This is a genomic window from Sphingomonas sp., assembly GCF_019242355.1.
Classification (GTDB): domain Bacteria; phylum Pseudomonadota; class Alphaproteobacteria; order Sphingomonadales; family Sphingomonadaceae; genus Sphingomicrobium.
On record NZ_JAFAVR010000137.1, the window covers coordinates 1 to 17,516 of the forward strand.

14 protein-coding genes and 2 tRNA genes are annotated in these 17,516 nt (G+C 67.1%); 9 read left to right on the forward strand and 7 right to left on the reverse strand.

All coding sequences use genetic code 11. The annotated features are described in order from the left end of the window. Window positions 1-163 precede the first annotated feature (163 nt). Window positions 164-754 (forward strand): DUF4142 domain-containing protein, encoded by a 591-nt coding sequence (locus JOZ79_RS06525; protein WP_294072214.1) that lies wholly within the window; start codon window positions 164-166, stop codon window positions 752-754. 14 nt (window positions 755-768) lie between these two features. On the opposite strand, the gene JOZ79_RS06530 is transcribed toward JOZ79_RS06525, so the two are convergent. The 3 genes from JOZ79_RS06530 to gyrA form a co-directional block, all read right to left on the reverse strand. Beyond that, complete coding sequence (locus JOZ79_RS06530) at window positions 769-1,029, reverse strand: hypothetical protein (protein WP_294072216.1); 261 nt, start codon at window positions 1,027-1,029, stop codon at window positions 769-771. Window positions 1,030-1,198: 169 nt separating this feature from the next. Beyond that, window positions 1,199-1,666 carry a host attachment family protein gene (locus tag JOZ79_RS06535; protein ID WP_294072218.1) on the reverse strand — a complete coding sequence of 156 codons (468 nt, stop codon included), beginning with the start codon at window positions 1,664-1,666 and terminating at the stop codon, window positions 1,199-1,201. Between the two features lie 82 nt (window positions 1,667-1,748). Then, on the reverse strand, window positions 1,749-4,562 hold the full coding sequence (gene gyrA, locus JOZ79_RS06540) for a DNA gyrase subunit A (protein ID WP_294072249.1): 2,814 nt from the start codon (window positions 4,560-4,562) through the stop codon (window positions 1,749-1,751). 262 nt (window positions 4,563-4,824) lie between these two features. On the opposite strand from gyrA, the gene JOZ79_RS06545 reads away from it, so the two are divergent. From JOZ79_RS06545 to JOZ79_RS06560, 4 genes are all read left to right on the forward strand, one after another. Then, window positions 4,825-6,045 carry a tetratricopeptide repeat protein gene (locus JOZ79_RS06545; protein WP_294072219.1) on the forward strand — a complete coding sequence of 407 codons (1,221 nt, stop codon included), beginning with the start codon at window positions 4,825-4,827 and terminating at the stop codon, window positions 6,043-6,045. A gap of 111 nt (window positions 6,046-6,156) precedes the next feature. Continuing rightward, a complete protein-coding gene (locus JOZ79_RS06550) occupies window positions 6,157-7,869 on the forward strand; it encodes a HAMP domain-containing sensor histidine kinase (protein WP_294072221.1) in 1,713 nt (570 codons plus the stop codon). A gap of 53 nt (window positions 7,870-7,922) precedes the next feature. Continuing rightward, window positions 7,923-7,997 (forward strand) — tRNA-Ile (locus JOZ79_RS06555). A 128-nt stretch (window positions 7,998-8,125) separates the two neighbouring features. Further along, window positions 8,126-8,202 (forward strand) — tRNA-Pro (locus tag JOZ79_RS06560). A 61-nt stretch (window positions 8,203-8,263) separates the two neighbouring features. On the opposite strand, the gene JOZ79_RS06565 is transcribed toward JOZ79_RS06560, so the two are convergent. From JOZ79_RS06565 to JOZ79_RS06580, 4 genes are all read right to left on the reverse strand, one after another. Then, entirely contained in the window at window positions 8,264-8,551 is a 288-nt protein-coding gene (locus JOZ79_RS06565) for a hypothetical protein (RefSeq protein WP_294072224.1), read from the reverse strand. A gap of 68 nt (window positions 8,552-8,619) precedes the next feature. Then, a complete protein-coding gene (locus JOZ79_RS06570; RefSeq protein WP_294072227.1) occupies window positions 8,620-9,690 on the reverse strand; it encodes a PA0069 family radical SAM protein in 1,071 nt (356 codons plus the stop codon). Window positions 9,691-9,744: 54 nt separating this feature from the next. Next, window positions 9,745-11,670: a transglycosylase SLT domain-containing protein gene (locus JOZ79_RS06575; protein WP_294072230.1), complete on the reverse strand. Its 1,926-nt coding sequence runs from the start codon at window positions 11,668-11,670 to the stop codon at window positions 9,745-9,747. Next, window positions 11,667-12,380 (reverse strand): uracil-DNA glycosylase family protein, encoded by a 714-nt coding sequence (locus tag JOZ79_RS06580; protein WP_294072242.1) that lies wholly within the window; start codon window positions 12,378-12,380, stop codon window positions 11,667-11,669. The genes JOZ79_RS06575 and JOZ79_RS06580 overlap by 4 nt, the downstream gene beginning before the upstream one ends. A gap of 110 nt (window positions 12,381-12,490) precedes the next feature. On the opposite strand from JOZ79_RS06580, the gene JOZ79_RS06585 reads away from it, so the two are divergent. The 4 genes from JOZ79_RS06585 to JOZ79_RS06600 form a co-directional block, all read left to right on the forward strand. Further along, on the forward strand, window positions 12,491-14,140 hold the full coding sequence (locus tag JOZ79_RS06585) for an electron transfer flavoprotein-ubiquinone oxidoreductase (RefSeq protein ID WP_294072244.1): 1,650 nt from the start codon (window positions 12,491-12,493) through the stop codon (window positions 14,138-14,140). Window positions 14,141-14,165: 25 nt separating this feature from the next. Continuing rightward, window positions 14,166-15,797, forward strand: a complete 1,632-nt coding sequence (locus JOZ79_RS06590; protein ID WP_294072246.1) for a tetratricopeptide repeat protein — start codon at window positions 14,166-14,168, stop codon at window positions 15,795-15,797. Continuing rightward, window positions 15,794-16,612: a 4-(cytidine 5'-diphospho)-2-C-methyl-D-erythritol kinase gene (locus JOZ79_RS06595; RefSeq protein WP_294072247.1), complete on the forward strand. Its 819-nt coding sequence runs from the start codon at window positions 15,794-15,796 to the stop codon at window positions 16,610-16,612. Before JOZ79_RS06590 ends, JOZ79_RS06595 begins: the two co-directional genes overlap by 4 nt. Before the next feature lie 10 nt (window positions 16,613-16,622). Further along, a partial coding sequence (locus JOZ79_RS06600) for an NAD(P)H-hydrate epimerase (protein ID WP_294072248.1) occupies window positions 16,623-17,516 on the forward strand: 894 nt, incomplete at its 3' end.

Genomic DNA, 17,516 nt, shown 5'->3' on the forward strand with positions numbered 1-17,516 from the left:
GGAGGCGACTGGGCCGCCCCGAGGGGGATGGGCGAAGCCGCGCTGCCGCAGCGGTTCGAAGTGGATTACGTGCGGGTCTGGCAACACAGCAACAATAGCCGGCGCTAGCAGTCGCGCCGAGGGGCGGCGTCTCGGCCCCCAGGCGAAAATGGGGAACGACGAGATGAGGATTCTGACGATCCTGTTGGGCGGAGCCATGGCAATTGCGGCCTGCTGTGTGGGAGCGCGGCCGTCGCCTCCCACGACCACGACCACGCCCGTCATCGACATGGATAATCCCCTCATGGCGCGCGGCTACCTCGCCCAGGCCTCGAGTAGCGATCAGTTCGAGATCATGTCCGGACAGCTCGCTCAGCAGATGGCGGCGAGTCTCCAGGTCAGGAACTTCGGCAATTTGTTGATTGCTGAACATACGCGCACCAACCGGATGTTGATCGATGCGGCCCTGGCCGCCGGGCTGGTCCCGCCGCCGCCCGGATTGCTTCCGGCACAGCAGGTGCTGCTCGCCCAGTTGCGGGCGGAAGCTCCGGGGCGCGGATTCGACGTCGCCTTCAAAAATGCGCAGATCAGTGCTCACCGGGCGGCGCTCCTGCTGCACTGGAATTATGCCGCGAGCGGTGACGTCCCGGTGCTTCGCAACGTCGCCTCGCAGGCGGTGCCGCTGGTGCAGATGCATCTCGCCCAGGCCCAGCGGCTGAATGTGATTCAGGCTCCGCCATCTGCCTCCGAAGCACAGTCGAGCCCGGCTCCCTGAGCCGGGCTCGCAACTCAATTCGCCGGTCTGGCGCGGAACCGCACTTCCTGATCGCCGACCGTGGCAATCACATAGCCTGCGCGATCGATCGTCAGCTCGTAGGGAGCGCCGGTACGAGGGTCCGAGCCGCGCACGTGGACGACGCCTTTCGGGCTGATCTGTTCGGAATAGCGTCCGACCGCCCCTTGATAATCGTTGGTGATCAGTTGCGCGGGATTGTTCGCGTCGACTGGAGTCAGCCCGAGTGCGACAGCGACGATGGTTGCGGTGATCATTGACGGTCTCCCTTGTTGCGGGCAGCGAGGATGCTGCAAGGGAGATCAAATCAAGAAGCGTGCCAACCACACGAAGTGAACGAACTCAGACAGTTACGGTTAGTCCCTCAAGAGCCTCATCCGTGCTACTGCTATACACTGGTAATACACACCAACAAAGTTGCGGTGTTCAGGCCGTAGGCAGTTCCTCGGGGCGCGTATGCTCGTCGAGCAGTGCCTCGATGTCGGGAATCGGGCGGCCGCTCATCTCCCTGTTCACGGTGCAGACGATGCGCTTCTCGACTTCCTTGTGAAGCTCCTTGCGGAGGACTCCGAGGGCCTTCGGCGGAGCGACGATCGCAAGCGCATCGAAGTCGTTGCGAAGAGCCCGCTTCTTCAGCTCGTCGGCCGCGTCTTTGATCCAGCGGTCTTCCTCCTGCTGGTGGAAGTCCGTTTCCTCATAGGTCGACCGGCCATATCCGGCGCTCTGCTGGGCCGTTCCCGGCGCATCGCTCTTGATGTCGCGGTCCTTGCGATCCTCGCGCTCGTCGTGTGCTTCGGTCCTGAGGTCGATCTGGTTCTCGTCCCCCTGGTTACGGAAGAACAGCATCTTGCGGCCGTCGGCGACAAGCACGAGCGCGTTGTTGGGAAGGGGCATCGGCACATTCTCCTGGCTGTTCTTGCCAGTGAAAACGCGGGCGAGTCGACGGAGGTTTCCGCCGCTCGTCGCACGCCGGAACCTACTCCGCTTCCGGGTCCACCGGCTTGTCGAGCTCGCTTTCGCCGACGGTGGCGCCTTCGTCGGGAGCGATCTCGGGCTCGGCCTCGATCTCGACTTCCTCTTCGTCGCTCTCGTCGATGCGCGCGACGCTGACGACATGCTCATTGTCGGAGACGCGGAAGATCGTGACCCCTTGCGTGCCGCGGCTCATGATGCGGATGTCGGCGACGGTCGTGCGGATCATCTTGCCCTGGTCGGTGACGAGCATCAGCTGCTCGCCCTGGCGCGCGGGGAAGCTGGCGACGACGCAGCCGTTGCGGGCGGATGTGTCGATGTTGGTGATGCCCTGGCCGCCGCGGTTGGTGCGGCGATATTCGTAGGCGCTGGTACGCTTGCCGAAGCCGTTCTCGGTGATTGTCAGGATGAACTGCTCCTTTTCCACGAGCTCGGCATAGCGCTCTTTCGTCAGCCCCTCTGCTCCATCCCTGTCGCGCCACCGCGGCGAGCGAAGATAGGCTTCGCGTTCTTCCTGGCTGGTACCGACGCGGTGAAGGATCGACATCGAGATGACCTGGTCGTCGCCGAGCAGGCGGATACCGCGCACGCCGGTCGAGGTGCGCGACTGGAACTCGCGGACGTCCGTCGCCCTGAAGCGGATCGCCTTGCCGTGGCGCGTGGCGATGAGGACATTGTCCTCTTCCGTCAGGAGCGAAACCCCGATGAGGCGATCGGTCGGATCGGACTGGACGTCCGAATCTTCGCCTTCACTCTCCTCCACCGCACCAGCGCCGAAGCGCATCGCGATCTTTCCGGCTGTCGGAATGTTGGTGAAGGCCGCCATGCTGTTGCGCCGCACCGTGCCGTGGGCAGTGGCGAACATGATGTGCAGTCCGCCCCATTCCGCCTCGTCCTCGGGCAGCGGCAGGACGGTCGAGATGGTCTCGCCGGCTGCGAGTGGAAGCAGGTTCACCATCGGCCGCCCGCGCGTGTTGGGCCCGCCCTCGGGCAGCTTCCACACCTTCATCCGGTAGACGCGGCCGAGGTTGGAGAAGAACAGCACCGGATTGTGGGTCGAGGTGACGAACAGCGTCGTCACCGCGTCCTCGTCCTTGGTCGCCATGCCGGCTCGGCCCTTGCCGCCGCGCTTCTGCTCGCGGAACACGGAGAGCGGACTGCGTTTGATGTAGCCGCCAAGGGTGACGGTCACGACCATATCCTCGCGTTCGATCAGGTCCTCGTCGTCGATGCCGTCGGCGGCGGGGGCGAGTTCGGTGACGCGCGGGGTCGCGAACTCCGCTTCGACCGCGTCGAACTCCTCGCGCATGACCTCGTAGAGCCGGGCGCGGTTGGCCAGGATTTCAAGAAGTTCGCCGATGCTCTTGGCAAGGCCCTCGAGTTCGTTGCCGATCTCGTCGCGGCCGAGCGCCGTCAGGCGGTGCAGGCGGAGCTCGAGGATGGCGCGCACCTGGGCTTCGCTCAGCCTGTAGGTTTCGCCGGCGGCCTGCGGCTCGACCGCTTCAACGAGCGCGATGTAGGAGCGGATCTGGTCGCCCGGCCATTCGCGCTCGAGCAATTTCTCGCGGGCGATCGCCGGGCTCGCCGAGCCGCGGATCAAGCGCACGACCTCGTCGAGGTTGGTGACCGCGACGACGAGGCCGAGCAGGATGTGGGCGCGTTCGCGGGCTTTCAGCAGCTCGAATTTCGAGCGGCGGGTGATGACCTCCTCGCGGAATTTGACGAAGCTCTCGATGATGTCACGCAGGTTGAGCGTCTCGGGCCGGCCACCGCGGATCGCGAGCATGTTGGCCGGGAAGCTCGACTGCGCCGGGGTGTGCCGCCAGAGCTGGTTGAGGACCACCTCGGGCGTGGCGTCGCGCTTCAGGTCGATGACGATCCGGACGCCCTCGCGGTTGGACTCGTCGCGAATGTCGCTGACGCCCTCGATGCGCTTGTCCTTGGCGGCTTCGGCAATCTTCTCGACCAGCCCGTTCTTGCCAACCTGGTACGGGATTTCGGTGAGGACGATCGAGCGGCGGTCGCCGCGACCCTCCTCGACATGGTGGCGCGACCGCTGGAGTATCGAGCCGCGGCCGGTGGTGTAGGCGCTGCGGATTCCGGCGAGGCCGAGGATGAAGCCGCCGGTCGGGAAGTCCGGGCCCTTCACATGCTCCATCAGCGCTTCGGTGGTGACCGCCGGGTCCTCGATATAGGCGCGGCAAGCGGCAAGCACTTCGCCGAGGTTGTGCGGCGGGATATTGGTCGCCATTCCGACCGCGATTCCGCCGGCGCCGTTGACGAGCAGGTTCGGGAAGCGGGCAGGGAGCACCTGCGGCTCGCGCTCCGAGGCGTCGTAGTTGGGCTGGAAGTCGACCGTGTCGCGGTCGATGTCGCCAAGCATGAAGTTGGCGACCTTTGCGAGCCGCGCCTCGGTGTAGCGCATGGCCGCCGGCGGATCGGGGTCCATCGATCCGAAATTGCCCTGGCCGTCGATCAGCGGCACGCGCATCGACCAGTCCTGGGTCATGCGGGCGAGGGCGTCGTAGATCGCCTGGTCGCCGTGAGGGTGATACTTACCCATGACGTCGCCGACGATGCGGCTCGACTTGCGGTAGGGTCGCCCGGCGACATAGCCGGCTTCCTGGCAGGCGAAGAGGATGCGCCGGTGAACCGGCTTCAGACCGTCGCGGACGTCCGGCAGCGCGCGGCTGACGATGACGCTCATCGCATAGTCGAGGTAGCTAGTCTTCATCTCCTCGACGATCGAGATCGGCGCGATGTCGCTGCCGGAGCCGCCGCCTGAGGGAGGAGTGGAGTTGGTATCGCCGTCGCTGATGGGCGGTTCAGTGGCCAAGGAGAAATCCTGTCGATTGAATGTGCGTGGTTGGGGCCGTGGCAGCCCTCGGCATCCCCCAACCCCTATCTAGGGCATGGACGCGCCGCGCGCCACCCCGCGCGCGCTCGCACGGGCACGCGCGCGCGTAGGCTGAAGGCTGCGGTCAGCGGGCGGTCCGCCGATCAGGGCGCTTGGCCTATGTCCGGCGGAGGGTTAAGGGCCGCGTCGATCTTAACCATATGCTTTTCACGGGAGAACCGTCATGACGCCACCCCTCGCAGCCGTCGCGCTTGCGATCGCAGCAATTGCCGCTCCGGCCGGCGCACAGCCGGCCACTGCCCCGGCCACCTCGGCGGCCCCCGCGGCGGACCAGCCCAAGCCCTCGCCGAAGGCTCAGGCGGCGATCATGGCGCTGCAGACGGCGATCAACGCCGACGACACCGCCAACATTCCGGCGAAGCTCGCCGCAGCGCAGGCCGTGGCGAACACGCCCGGCGACCATTACTGGGTCGCCAGGCTGCAGCTCAATGCCGCGATCAAGTCCAACAACATGACCGCTGCCCAGCAGGCGATCGACGCCGTTGCCGCGTCGAACGCGCTTCCGGCATCGGGCGTCGCCGAGCTCTACACGCAGCTCGGCGCTAACTACCTCAAGGCAAACCAATACGATCCCGCGGCTGCCGCGTTCGAGAAGGCGAGCAGCCTGGCGCCGAACGACAGCAATGCCGTCCTCCTCATCGCCCAGACGCGGATCAAGCAGGGGCACAACGCCGACGCGTCTGCCGCAATCCAGCGCGCGATCCAGATGAGCAAGGCGTCCGGCCAGAAGCCGTCCGAGGACCTTTATCGCAACGCAACGGCCCTTGCGTACCAGGCCAAGCTCCCCTCGAGCGTCGGCATCGCTCGCGATTGGCTCATCGCCTATCCCAGCGATGATTCGTGGCGGAACACGCTCGCCATCTATCGCAACCTCAACGGCACAGATCCCGACAACGTCATCGACCTCCTCCGCCTGTCGACCGTGACCAATGCGATGCAGAGCGCGAACGATTATGAGGTCTACGCAAGCAAGGAACTCGACCAGGCGAACTACGGCGAGGCGAAGGCCGCGATCGACGCGGGCATCGCGGCGGGCAAGCTCAGGGCCGGGGACTCGGACGTTGCCCAACTTCTCGCAGCGACGCGCGGCAAGGTCCCAACCGCGGCCGACCTCGCAGCGGCGGAGAAAGGGGCGGCGATTCCCAACGCCTTCCTGCGCGTCGGCGACCGCTACTATGCGGCCGGGAATTATTCGAAGGCGGCGGCGCTCTATCGCCAGGCGCTGGCCAAGGGAGTCGAGTCGAACCTGGCCAACCTCCGGCTTGGCGAAGCGCTCGCGCGGTCGGGCGACAAGGCTGGCGCAACCGCGGCCTTCAATGCCGTTTCCGGGACCCGCGGCGATCTCGCCAAGTTCTGGCTGGTCTATCTCCAGACCCACGCTTGATGTGGGCTTGCGCGCTGTTCCATTTGGGGACGGCTCATCATCGGCGGCTTAGCGGCGGAGCGGCGGGCGCATAGAGCCTCCTGAGGTGCGTCGGTAGGAATAATATCGAGAGTGCGGTTCGACGATCGTCTGTTCACCGTGTTGAACCAGCCAGCACGCGACCGCCACGACCGGGCCGTGCGCTGGCGGCAGCTCGTCGACCTGGTCGCCCGGGCAGGGCCCAATGCGACGAGCCCGGCCGTTACGCGCGCCCTGCAGTCGATCCGAAGCGAATCCGGCGGCGTCGAGGAGCGCCTTCGCGCCGCCGCGGCCCGGGCCGTCGCATCGCTTCCTTTGCCGCTGGCGCTGCTCGAATGCTTCGCCGGGGACAAGCTCGCCGTCTCCGCCCCGGTGCTCGCCGCGGCAACTCTTCAGCCGGCGCAGTGGCGGTCGCTGCTGGCCGGTGCCGACACCGAGACCCGGCGCTTCGTCGAGACCCTTCACCCCGAACTGGTCGTCACTCCAGAGCCCGACCCCACCGACCAGCTTATCGAAGCTCGCGCCGAACCTCGCAGCAAGCGCGAGCCGCGCAGGGGAGCCACGATCGAGGTCGAGCCCGAACCCGAGGTCCCGGATAACGCCCCCGAACCGGCGAATGAAATCATCCACGAACCGAAAGGGGCAATCGTTCGCGAGCGTAAGCCGGAAACTGAGCCGGTGATGGCCGGGTCCGACGAGCCCTCGTCCTCCGGACGCTCCCTTAGTGAGGTCGTCGCCCGGATCGAGCGGCGGCGGCGAAGCCGCGACGTGCAGTCGTTCCCGCCCGAGGAGCAGTCTGCCGACGCACCGCCTCCCGGGGCTCCGGCCCTGTTCCGGTGGGAATGCCAGCCGTCGGGCGAAATTGCCTGGGTCGATGGAGCGCCGCGCGGCGCCCTTATCGGCCGAACGATCGCCCGGGCGGAGGACGAGAGCGGCGGGCGCATCGACCGCGAGGTCGCGCGCGCCTTTGCAATGCGCGCCCCCTTCCGCGATGCCGGCCTGATGGTTCCGGGCGACGGCGTCGTCTCGGGCGAGTGGAAGATCAGCGGCGTCCCTGCCTTCGACCCGGCCGACGGCCGTTTCGCCGGCTATCGCGGCATCGCCATGCGCGACGTGCCGCCGGCCGCCGCGGCGCCGTCCGGGGGACCGGACCTCCTTGCCGACCCCGATTCCCTCCGCGAGCTCGTGCACGAGATCAAAACGCCGCTGAATGCCATCATTGGCTTCGCCGAGATCATCGAGGGACAGTTCCTGGGCCCCGCCGACCGCCGCTACCGCGAGCGCGCGGCCGACATCGTCGCCCAGGCACGGCTCCTGCTCGGGGCGATCGACGACCTCGACTTCGCCGCGCAGCTGCATGCATCGACGGCCGCGGGCGAACGGCGGAGTGACCTTGGCCATCAGGTCGAGGCGCTTGCGGCATCGCTGCGCGAGATCGCCGCTGCTCGCCGGGTCGAGCTGGACATCGCGCGCCCCGGCCAGCCGCTGACCTGCAGGGTCGAGCCGGAGCTGCTGGACCGCCTGCTCTACAGGCTATGTTCGACGATCATCGAGCATGCCGGCCGCGGCGAGCGGCTCCGGCTTGCAGTCGACAAGTCCGGGAGCAGCGGCCGCTTCTCGATCACCCGCCCGCGCGCGCTCCAAAGCGCGACCGACCATCAGCTGTTCGACGCGACATCGGGCGGCGAGGGGTCAGATCTTCGAATCGGCTTCACGCTTCGGCTTGTTCGCGGGCTGGCGCGGATCGCCGGGGGCGACCTCGTGACCAGCGGCGCCGGGATTACGCTCACGCTTCCCTCGGGCTGACCGCACAGCCTTGGCGAGGCAGCCGCCGCCGTCTATCGCATTCCAGCCGGGCAGGGCCTGTAGCTCAATGGTAGAGCCGGCCGCTCATAACGGCTAGGTTGCAGGTTCGAATCCTGCCGGGCCCACCACCTCCGCGTACCGGCAGTCCGATGGACCGACGCATGGCGATCCGATCGTATCGAGGGCTCACGGAACGAGGCGGCGAGCGACCACGGATTTACTCCATGGCGGCGCTGCTGGTAGGGGCCCGTTTTGTCGGGGAGTAGCGCAGTCTGGTAGCGCATCTGCTTTGGGAGCAGAGGGTCGCAGGTTCGAATCCTGTCTCCCCGACCATCAAGACGCTACCGCACCGGGACGGTCGGCAGCCCAGCGATCCCGGCGCGTGTTCGCGCGGCTATTTCGCCTTGTTCTCGGTGGTGACGGTCGTCGTGGTCGTCGTGGTGTTGCCGTTAGGATCCGTGCTCGTCGACTTGTTGACGACGACCTTGTTGTCGATCTTGTCGCCCGTCTTCTGCACGTCGTTGCCAATGTCGCCGGCGATGTTCTGAGCGGTGTTGCCGATGTCCGCGGCCGTGTTCTCCGCTTTATTCTGATCATACTGGATGGTCACGGCATTGCCGTCGTTGCTGACGTTGCAGGCGCCGAGCAGCAGCAGTGGCGAAATGAAGAGAGCGATGCGCATGGTTGGCCTCCTTGTCTCGCCGCTTAACGCAGCGACTGCCGTTTCGGCTCCGGCCCGGATGCCGGGGTCTAGAGCAGCCGCATCTGATCGCCCTCCGGCGGCTGGAACAGGTCGGTGCGAAGCGGAAACCTGGCCTTGCGGAGGCCATATCTCTTGGACGCGATCTCGAAGCGCGTGCGCAGAAGGTCCGCCCAGGGGCCTTGCCCGCGCATCCGGCTGAAGAAATCGGGATCGTTGTCGCGGCCGCCGCGAAGTGAGCGGATCGTCGCCATCACCTTGCCGGCGCGATCCGGGAAATGCTCGTCGAGCCAGGCGCGGAACAAGGGTGCGACCTCGTGCGGCAGGCGGACGGGCAGGTAGAAGCCGCCGACCGCGCCGGCCTCTACCGCGGCTTCGACAATATGCTCGAGCTCATGGTCGGTGACCTGCGGCACCACGGGCGCGATCGCGACCGAGCATGGGACTCCCGCCTCGTTCAGCGCCTTCACTGCCGCAAGACGTTTGCGCGGCTGCGGCGCCCGCGGCTCGAGCGTGCGCGCCGTCTTCGGGTCGAGCGATGTCACCGACACGGCCACTGCGGCCAGCCCGAGCGCCGCAGCGGGTTTCAGCAAGTCGAGGTCGCGCAACACCCGATCCGACTTGGTTGTGATCGTGAATGGATGCCGGCATTCGAGCAGGAGCTCGATGATCGACCGAGTGATCCGCCACTGCTCCTCGATGGGCTGATAGGGATCGGTGTTGGTGCCCATTGCGATCGGGCGGCATTCATAGCCAGGGCGGGACAGCGCCGAGTGAAGCAGTTGCGCCGCATTGGGCTTCACGAAGAGTCGCGATTCGAAGTCCACGCCGGGGGACAGGTCGTGATAGGCGTGCGTCGGCCGCGCGAAGCAGTAGATGCAGCCATGCTCGCATCCGCGATAGGCATTGATCGAGCGGTCGAAGCCGATGTCGGGAGAGCTGTTGCGCGTCAGGATCGAGCGCGGATGCTCGATGGTCACGGCGGTCCGGCGCTTCGGCACTCCGTCGAGCGCTTCGACCTGGTCGAGCCACTCGCCCTCGGCGACGCGCTCCTTCAGGCTGAAGCGGGTGGGTGTGGCGTTGCGGGTCGCCCCGCGGCCGCTTCTCGACTCGACCGGCATGGATGAATTGTACGGCGCCGACGAGAACGAAACAAGAACATCATGAATGCCAGCCTAGCGGTCGAGACGACCCGATCCATAAGCGTCCGTCCCGCCAGCTACGGCCGGAAAAGCCGGCCAGCGGTGCTCGGCCATGGCTTTCAGCGTCGGTTGGCTCTCATGATCGATGCCCTGGTACACCCACATGTTGCGAAGCACGGCCGGGACGTAATAGCGCGTCTCCCAATAGGGCAGGGACTCGATCCACAGCAGCGGGTCGCCTTTGTCGTTGATGCTTGCCCAACGGCTGACGGGCGAAAGGCCCGCATTGTATGCGGCGATCACTCGCGGCAGCTGGCCCGCAGTTGGCGCCGAGCTGCGGTAGCGCTCGATCGTCGTCTGCCCATATTCAAGGTTCAGCCTGGGGTCCGTCAGGGTTGAGCGAGAATATGGAATACCGCGCGTCCGGGCCATGAGCGCGGCCGTATCCGGGACCACCTGCATGAGCCCGACGGCGTTGGCGCCGCTGACCGCCTCGCGTTGAAAGGCCGATTCCTGGACAATGTGGCCGAAGGCGAGAGCCGGATCGACCCGCCACCCCGTCAATGGACTCCAGCGCGGGGTCGGATAGCGGTCGGTGCCGTCGGAGATCGCGCCCGGCTGGCCATTGTTCGCAAGCCACAGTTGGGCGCTCGGCAGGTCGAGGGTCTTTGCAAGCTGGATCAGCCCGTGGTGCTCGGCTGGGGAGCCGATCTTCGCCTGGTGGCGGAGCATATCGCCCGCGAGCGCCGGCTCGCCGATCCTTGTTAACTCCTTGGCGCGCTGGACATTGGGCAGCTGGTCGATGCTCGGGTCGCGCCCGGCATTGGGATCGGCGGGCAGCCTTGTATCCATCCCCAGGGTTTCGCGGGCCAGCAGGCCGTAAAAGCTTTCCGGCGACTGCGCCGCCTGGCGCAGCAGCGGCTCCACCGAGCGGGGCCGCCCGCAGGCCTGTTCCGCGCGGGCTGCCCAGTAAAGGCCGCCGGCGCGAAGCTCACGCTGGGTGGCGAGCGACGCGACCTGCTGGAAGTTGCGCGAGGCGCTCTCAAAATCGCCCATGCGCCATGATGCCAGGCCCGAGACCCAGGCCGATTGCGATGCCCACTCGCCGGTCGCGCCTACCCGCCAGGTATCGGACACGCGGCGGGCGTCCATGTCCAGGCCGAGCACATAATAGACCCAGGCGACCCGCTGGCCGGCTTCGGCGCGCGCTTCCGCCGACATCTGCGGCGTATAGGTCAGCATCGCTGCCTCGGCGCCGCCTGCGTCATTGGCCTTGATCAGCGGGTCGAGGATGGTGCGGAGCTGGTCGGCATAGGGCTCGCCCTGCACCGGGTGGGCGCGATAGCGGACCGGAGCCGAGCCGAGATTGACCGTTGCCCTTTCGGGGATGATCGGCGGCGCCATCAGCGCCCCCCGCCGAACCGCCATCGCGGCGAGCTGGGCAGCTTCCGGGATCTCCGGTGCCTGGGCGATGAGCGCCTGGATCGCGGTCAGGTCGACCACGGGGGAGTTTCTGGCAGTGTAAAGCTCGGCCTTGGCGACCGGCGTCAGGATGCCCGGCGGAAGGGTTGCGATGCCGGCCTGAGCGGACGCCCAGTTGCCGGCGTCGATCGCGTCGAACACGCCACGCCACGTCCTCGGCACGACGACCGGCCGCACCGCGACCTGAGGGACGAGCGGAGCCTGGACCTGGCCCACCGTCGGTACGATCGGCTGCTGGCCGGAGAGGGTCGCCGTCCCGGTCGCTGATGGCGGGAGATAGGCCGGCGCCGGCTGCAAATAGGCCGGAGCCGGTGGCGAATAGACGGGGGCGGGCGGGCCATAGACCGCGGTCGGCTGCGCCGTGCCGGGCTGTCGCGCCGCATTCGCGGGAAGCGGAGCGAGCGGATCTGGCGCAGACTGCGCAAGCAGCGGCGCGGACCAGATCAACGCTCCGAAGGCAAGCAGCCCGGACTTCACGACTCGTCCTCCATCAGCAGCAACAAGTCCTTCCATGCCAACGACTTGTCTAAGGGTCGATTAATGAGGTGGCGCGGGTGGAAGGTCGCAACCGTACGCACCCCCTCGACCTTGTGGACATGACCGCGCGCTTCCGTGAGCCGCTTGTCGAGAAGCGCCGCGCAAGGTCCGTCGCCTAGAAGCAGAAGCCGCTGCGGCCGAGCCAGGCGCACATGCCGGCGCGCGATTTCCGCGCAGGCCTGGCGTGCCCTCTGGTCCAGCCGGGCGCCCGGCGAATGAACGCAGGAGAGCGAGGCGCTGTACGCCTGGTCGGGCGTTACGCCGATCGCTGCCAGCATTCGCACTGCAAGTGTCCAGGCGTCGCCGCCGATTGGCTGGCCGGCCGCAAGATCCTCTGCCGCCGGTGCATCGACCAGCAGCATTACCGTCGCGTCTTCGCCTCCATGCGGAAGAACTCGGCGAGCGCCGGGCCGCGCCATCGGCACCTGAAGGCTCGACGATAGCCATTCGCGCAACGCCTTGAGCGATTCCGGGAGTGGCTCGCGCGGCGGCTCGTCCACCGCGGGTTGCGCGCGCTGCGCTGGCGGCGGGGCGGCCTTCAGCCAATTCCGCGCCTCTTCCTGGACGGCGACATCAACCCCCGCCTCAAGCCACCAGGCAAGAGCGCTCCGCGCCTCGGCTACGCCGATGAAGTCCAAATCCCCGCCCACGCTCGTAACTCACCTGCCATTGACGCCATGGTCAAGGAATTGGCAGTGCGGACGAGTCGAAATGTGTGGATGACGCGGCAGGACGCTGCAGCAAGGGGTTAAGGACGCCGATGAGCGAACGCGAATCCATGGCCTACGACGTGGTGATCGTCGGCGGCGGGCCCGCCGGGCTGAGCGCCGCAATCCGCCTCAAGCAACTGGCCAATGAAGCCGGCCGCGAGCTCTCCGTCTGCATCCTGGAGAAAGGGAGCGAGGTTGGCGCGCACATTCTCTCGGGGGCCGTCGTCGACCCCATTGCGCTCAATGAGCTCATTCCGGATTGGAAAGAAAAGGGTGCGCCGCTGACGGTGCAGGTGGCTGAAAACCACCACTGGGTCCTCACACGCACGGGCAAGTGGGCGATGCCCCATCTCATGATGCCGCCCTTCATGCGCAACCGCGGCACCTACACACTGAGCCTCGGCAATCTGTGCCGCTGGCTCGCCGGGCAGGCGGAGGAACTCGGGGTGGAGATTTTCCCCGGGTTCGCAGCGGCCGAGATCCTTTACTCGGAAGACGGCGCGGTGCGCGGCGTCGCGACCGGCGACCTCGGTATCGCCCGCGACGGGAGCCATCGCGCCGATTACCAGCCGGGCATGGAACTGCACGCTCGCTATACCTTCTTCGCGGAAGGCGCGCGCGGCCACCTGACCAAGCGCCTGACCGAGATATTCGGCCTTCGCGACGACAGCGGGCCGCAGGTTTTCGGCCTTGGTGTCAAGGAATTGTGGGACGTTCCTGCCGACAAGCATAAGCCCGGGCGAGTGATCCATACCCAGGGCTGGCCGCTCGACGGCGCGTGGGGCGGCGGCTTCCTGTACCACCAGGAGAACAACCAGGTCGCACTCGGCTTCGTCACCTCGCTCGACTATGCCAACCCCTACCTGTCACCGTTCGAGGAAATGCAGCGCTGGAAGACGCATCCGGCGATCCGCGCCGAGATCGAGGGCGGCCGGCGGGTTTCCTACGGCGCCCGCGCGATCAACGAGGGCGGCTACCAGGCGATCCCAAAGCTGGTCTTCCCGGGCGGTGCGCTAATTGGTTGTTCGGCAGGCTTCGTGAACGTGCCCCGAATCAAGGGGACGCATACGGCGATGAAGTCGGCGATGCTTGCCGCCGAAGCGGCGTTCGAAGCCATTGCGACGGACCGTAGCGCTGACGAACTGTCGGCTTATCCCGACACCCTTCACAAGAGCTGGATCGTCAAGGAACTCAAGACTGTCCGCAACGCCCAGCCGGCCGTGGCGCATTGGGGCGGCTTCGCCGGAACCTTGTTCGCTGGTTTCGACATGTGGCTGAACTATCTCGGTATCCGCACACCATGGACGCTGAGGCACAAGGCCGACAACCTGAAGACGCGGCGCAAGGACGCTTCCGGGCCGATCCTCTATCCCAAGCCGGACGGTGTCCTGACTTTCGACCGCCTCTCCTCGGTGTTCATTTCCAACACCAATCACGAAGAGGACCAGCCGGTTCATCTGACGCTCAAGGACCCGGACATACCGACGGCGATCAACCTGCCGGTCTATGCCGGTCCCGAGCAGCGTTACTGCCCGGCGGGCGTTTACGAATTCGTCGAGGAAGCCGATGGAGAGCCGCGCCTGCAGATCAACGCGCAGAATTGCGTCCACTGCAAGACGTGCGACATCAAGGACCCGACGCAGAACATCAACTGGGTCACACCCGAAGGCGGCGGAGGCCCCAATTACCCGAACATGTAAGTGGATCGCGGCAACGGCAATAGCCTTGGCTTCGCTCACGACGCCTGCGTGGGCAAGGCCGTCTCTGCCACAGGGCGATCCCGAGCTCACTTATGTCCAGGCCGCCGCGGCCGCCTTCAACGGCGACCACATCCGTTCGGCCGCGCTGCTTGCCTCGCTGGCCGACGCCCAGCCATCCGACGCCGACCTTGCCCGCAAGGCGCTGTCCGAAGCGATCACGGCGGGGCAGATGGACCTCGCGCTTCAGCTTGCTCGGGCGACGCCAGCGCCCCGGCTCAGCAACGATGCCCGGCTGCTTCTGGCCGCGGATGAGCTTCGGCGCGGCCGCGACGCCCAGGCACTCGTCTGGCTCAGGCCGGCGAACAGCGCGACGGGCGGGCTCGATTTCCTGGGTCCGCTGATCACCGCCTGGGCCGCTGCAGATAGCGGCGATGCGGGCGGCGCTCTTCACGTCCTGGACGCGATGCCCGCCAACAGTCTGCTTGCGCCGATGGCGGACGAGGAGCGGGCGTTCATCCTCTTGAAGTTCAGGCGCACCGCGGACGCGGCGCCGATCGCCGAGCGCGCCGCGGCAGCCTCCGAAAACCGGGAGAACCGCCTCCGGATGGCGTTTGCCGACGGCTTCCTCGCTGCCGGCGACCAGGCCAATGCATTGGCCATCCTCAAAGGCATGGGCACCGCCGGACCGCCGGCACGGCAACAGGTGCTTCAGCGCAAGCGCAACTTCAGCGTCATCGACAGCGGCGCCAAGGCCTTCAGCGAGACCCTCGTTGCCTTCGCCGAGGACGTCGGCAAGCTGCAGCATACCGCGCCCCCGATCGGACTCGTCCAGGCCGCCCGCTACGCCGACCCTCGCAACGGGAGCGCGACGATCCTGCTCGCCCTCGTCTTCGATGATGCCGGCCAGTCGGAGCCGGCGCTTGCAGCGCTTCGCTCCGTGCCCGGCGACGACGTGCTCGCCTCGGCCGCCCGCGACCTTCAGGTGCGCATCCTCATCGAACAGAAGCGCTATGCCGAGGCCTTCGCCATCGCGCAGCCACTTGCGCTGCGGCCGGATGCGACCGTCGACGACCTGACCAGGCTCGGCGACGTCGATACGGCCACCAAGCGCCAGGAGGATGCCGCCGCCGTCTATGGTCGGGCCATCGCGCTTGCTCGAGCCCAGGGCCTGAAGGACGAGCAATGGCCGCTGCTCTTGCTGCAGGCGAGCGCGCTCGACGCGGCGAAGCGCTGGCCCGAGGAGCAGGCCGCGCTTCAGCAGGGTCTCGCGATCGCGCCAGACCAACCGATGCTGCTCAACTTCATGGGGTATGCGAAGCTCGAGCGGGGCGAAGATGTCGATGCGGCGGAGGCGATGATCCGCAAGGCCAGTGCGCTCGCCCCCGATGATGCCTCGATCACCGACTCGCTCGGCTGGGCCGAATTCAAGCGCGGCAAGGTCACCGAGGCGATCGCAACCCTTCAGCGCGCTGCCGAAAAGGATCCCGACCAGGCCGAGATCCAGGAACATCTGGGCGATGCCCTGTTCCGCAACGGCGAGCATCTCGAGGCGCGCTTCGCCTGGGCGGCTGGCCTGGTGACGGCGGATGACGACACTGCCACTCGGTTGAAGGCGAAGCTCGCGTCGGGGCTCGTCCCTGGCGACGCCGCGCCTTGAGCGACGGCGGCGCTTCGGCGCGCGAAATCGCGCCGGCAAAGCTTAACCTCGCCCTGCACGTGCGCGGACGGCTATCCGACGGACGCCACGCGATCGAGACCCTGTTTGCCTTTTGCGTCGACGGCGATCGCCTGAGCGCGGAACCGGCGGACGATCTTTCGCTGGAGATTGACGGGCCGTTTGCGGCGGATCTCGCGGGGGCCGACAATCTCGTCATCCGCGCCGCCCAAGCGTTACGGACGAGCGCTGGGGTCGAGGCTGGCGCAGCGATCCGCCTTAAGAAGAATCTGCCGGTTGCGTCGGGGCTTGGTGGCGGGTCCGCCGACGCTGCGGCAGCATTACGTCTGCTGACCTCGCTGTGGAGCATCGATCCTCGTCATGCCGAGCAGGTCGCGCCCCGACTCGGCAGCGACGTCCCTGCCTGCCTACTGAGCATGCCGGCGAGGGGGACGGACGGCGGAGAGACTCTGACGCTGATCGGGGCGCCCGAGGTTTCAGGAAGGCCGGTGCTGCTGGTCAATCCGCGCGTTCCGCTCTCGACCGCAGCGGTCTTTGCCGGTTGGGGCGGCGTCGACCGCGGTCCGCTCCACGACTGGCGGAAGGGCCGCAATGACCTCGAGGGGCCGGCCATAGCACTGGTCCCTCAGATCGAGACGATGCTCGCCTGGCTCATCGCGCAGCCCGGAGCTACGCTAGCGCGCATGTCGGGCTCAGGAGCGACCTGCTTCGCACTGTTCGACGACGAATCCGCTCGTGATGCGGCCGCCGACGCCGTGCCGCGCGAATGGTGGCGCCTCGTGACCGAGTTGCGTTAGAGGTCGGGCCATGACGGCGCGGCCCATCCTGACAGCGCAGGCGATACGCGGTGCGGAAGAAGCCGCGATTGCGACGGGCAGCAGCGTCGATCAATTGATGGAGCGAGCCGGGCGAGCGCTCGCCGACGCCGCCTGGCGCTTCGCCGGCCCACTGCCCGTGCTGGTCCTGTGCGGGCCGGGAAACAATGGCGGGGACGGCTATGTCGCCGCGCGGCTGCTGGCCGACCGCGGTCTCAAGGTCCGTGTCGCGGCACTGTCTGACCCGAAAGGCGACGCGGCCAGGCGGATGCGCGGCCAGTGGACTGGCGACGTCGAGCCGCTGACTCGCGAGACGCCCTTCGCGCCGCTCCTCGTGGACGCGCTGTTCGGAACTGGTCTCAAGACTGGGCTTGAAGAGGCTGCGGCCGAAGCGCTCTCTCGCCTCTGCAAACTGGCCGTCGTCCGCATCGCCTGCGATGTGCCCAGCGGCGTCGACAGCGATAGCGGAGCCTGCCTGTCCGACGTCCCGGCGTTCGATCTCACCGTCACCTTCGGCGCGCTCAAGCCCGCCCATCGGCTGTTCCCGGCGATGCCGAAGTGCGGCAGGGTCGTCCTCGCCGATATAGGCGCTCCGGCCGAGACCAAGTGGCACGAAATTGCCGCGCCCGCACTGCCGCCGCTCGATCCGGCGGGCCATAAGTACAGCCGCGGTCTGGTCCATGCGCTTGCCGGCACAATGCCGGGCGCCATCGCCTTGTCGGCGAGCGCCGCCGCGCGCTCCGGCGCCGGCTATGTCCGAGTCAGCACCTCGAAGCCGATCGAAGGTCTGCCGCACGCAATCGTTCAGATCGACAGTGCGCCGGTTAACGATGAACGCATCGGCTGCCTTCTGGTCGGCCCCGGCCTCGGAGACATCCCGCAGGTG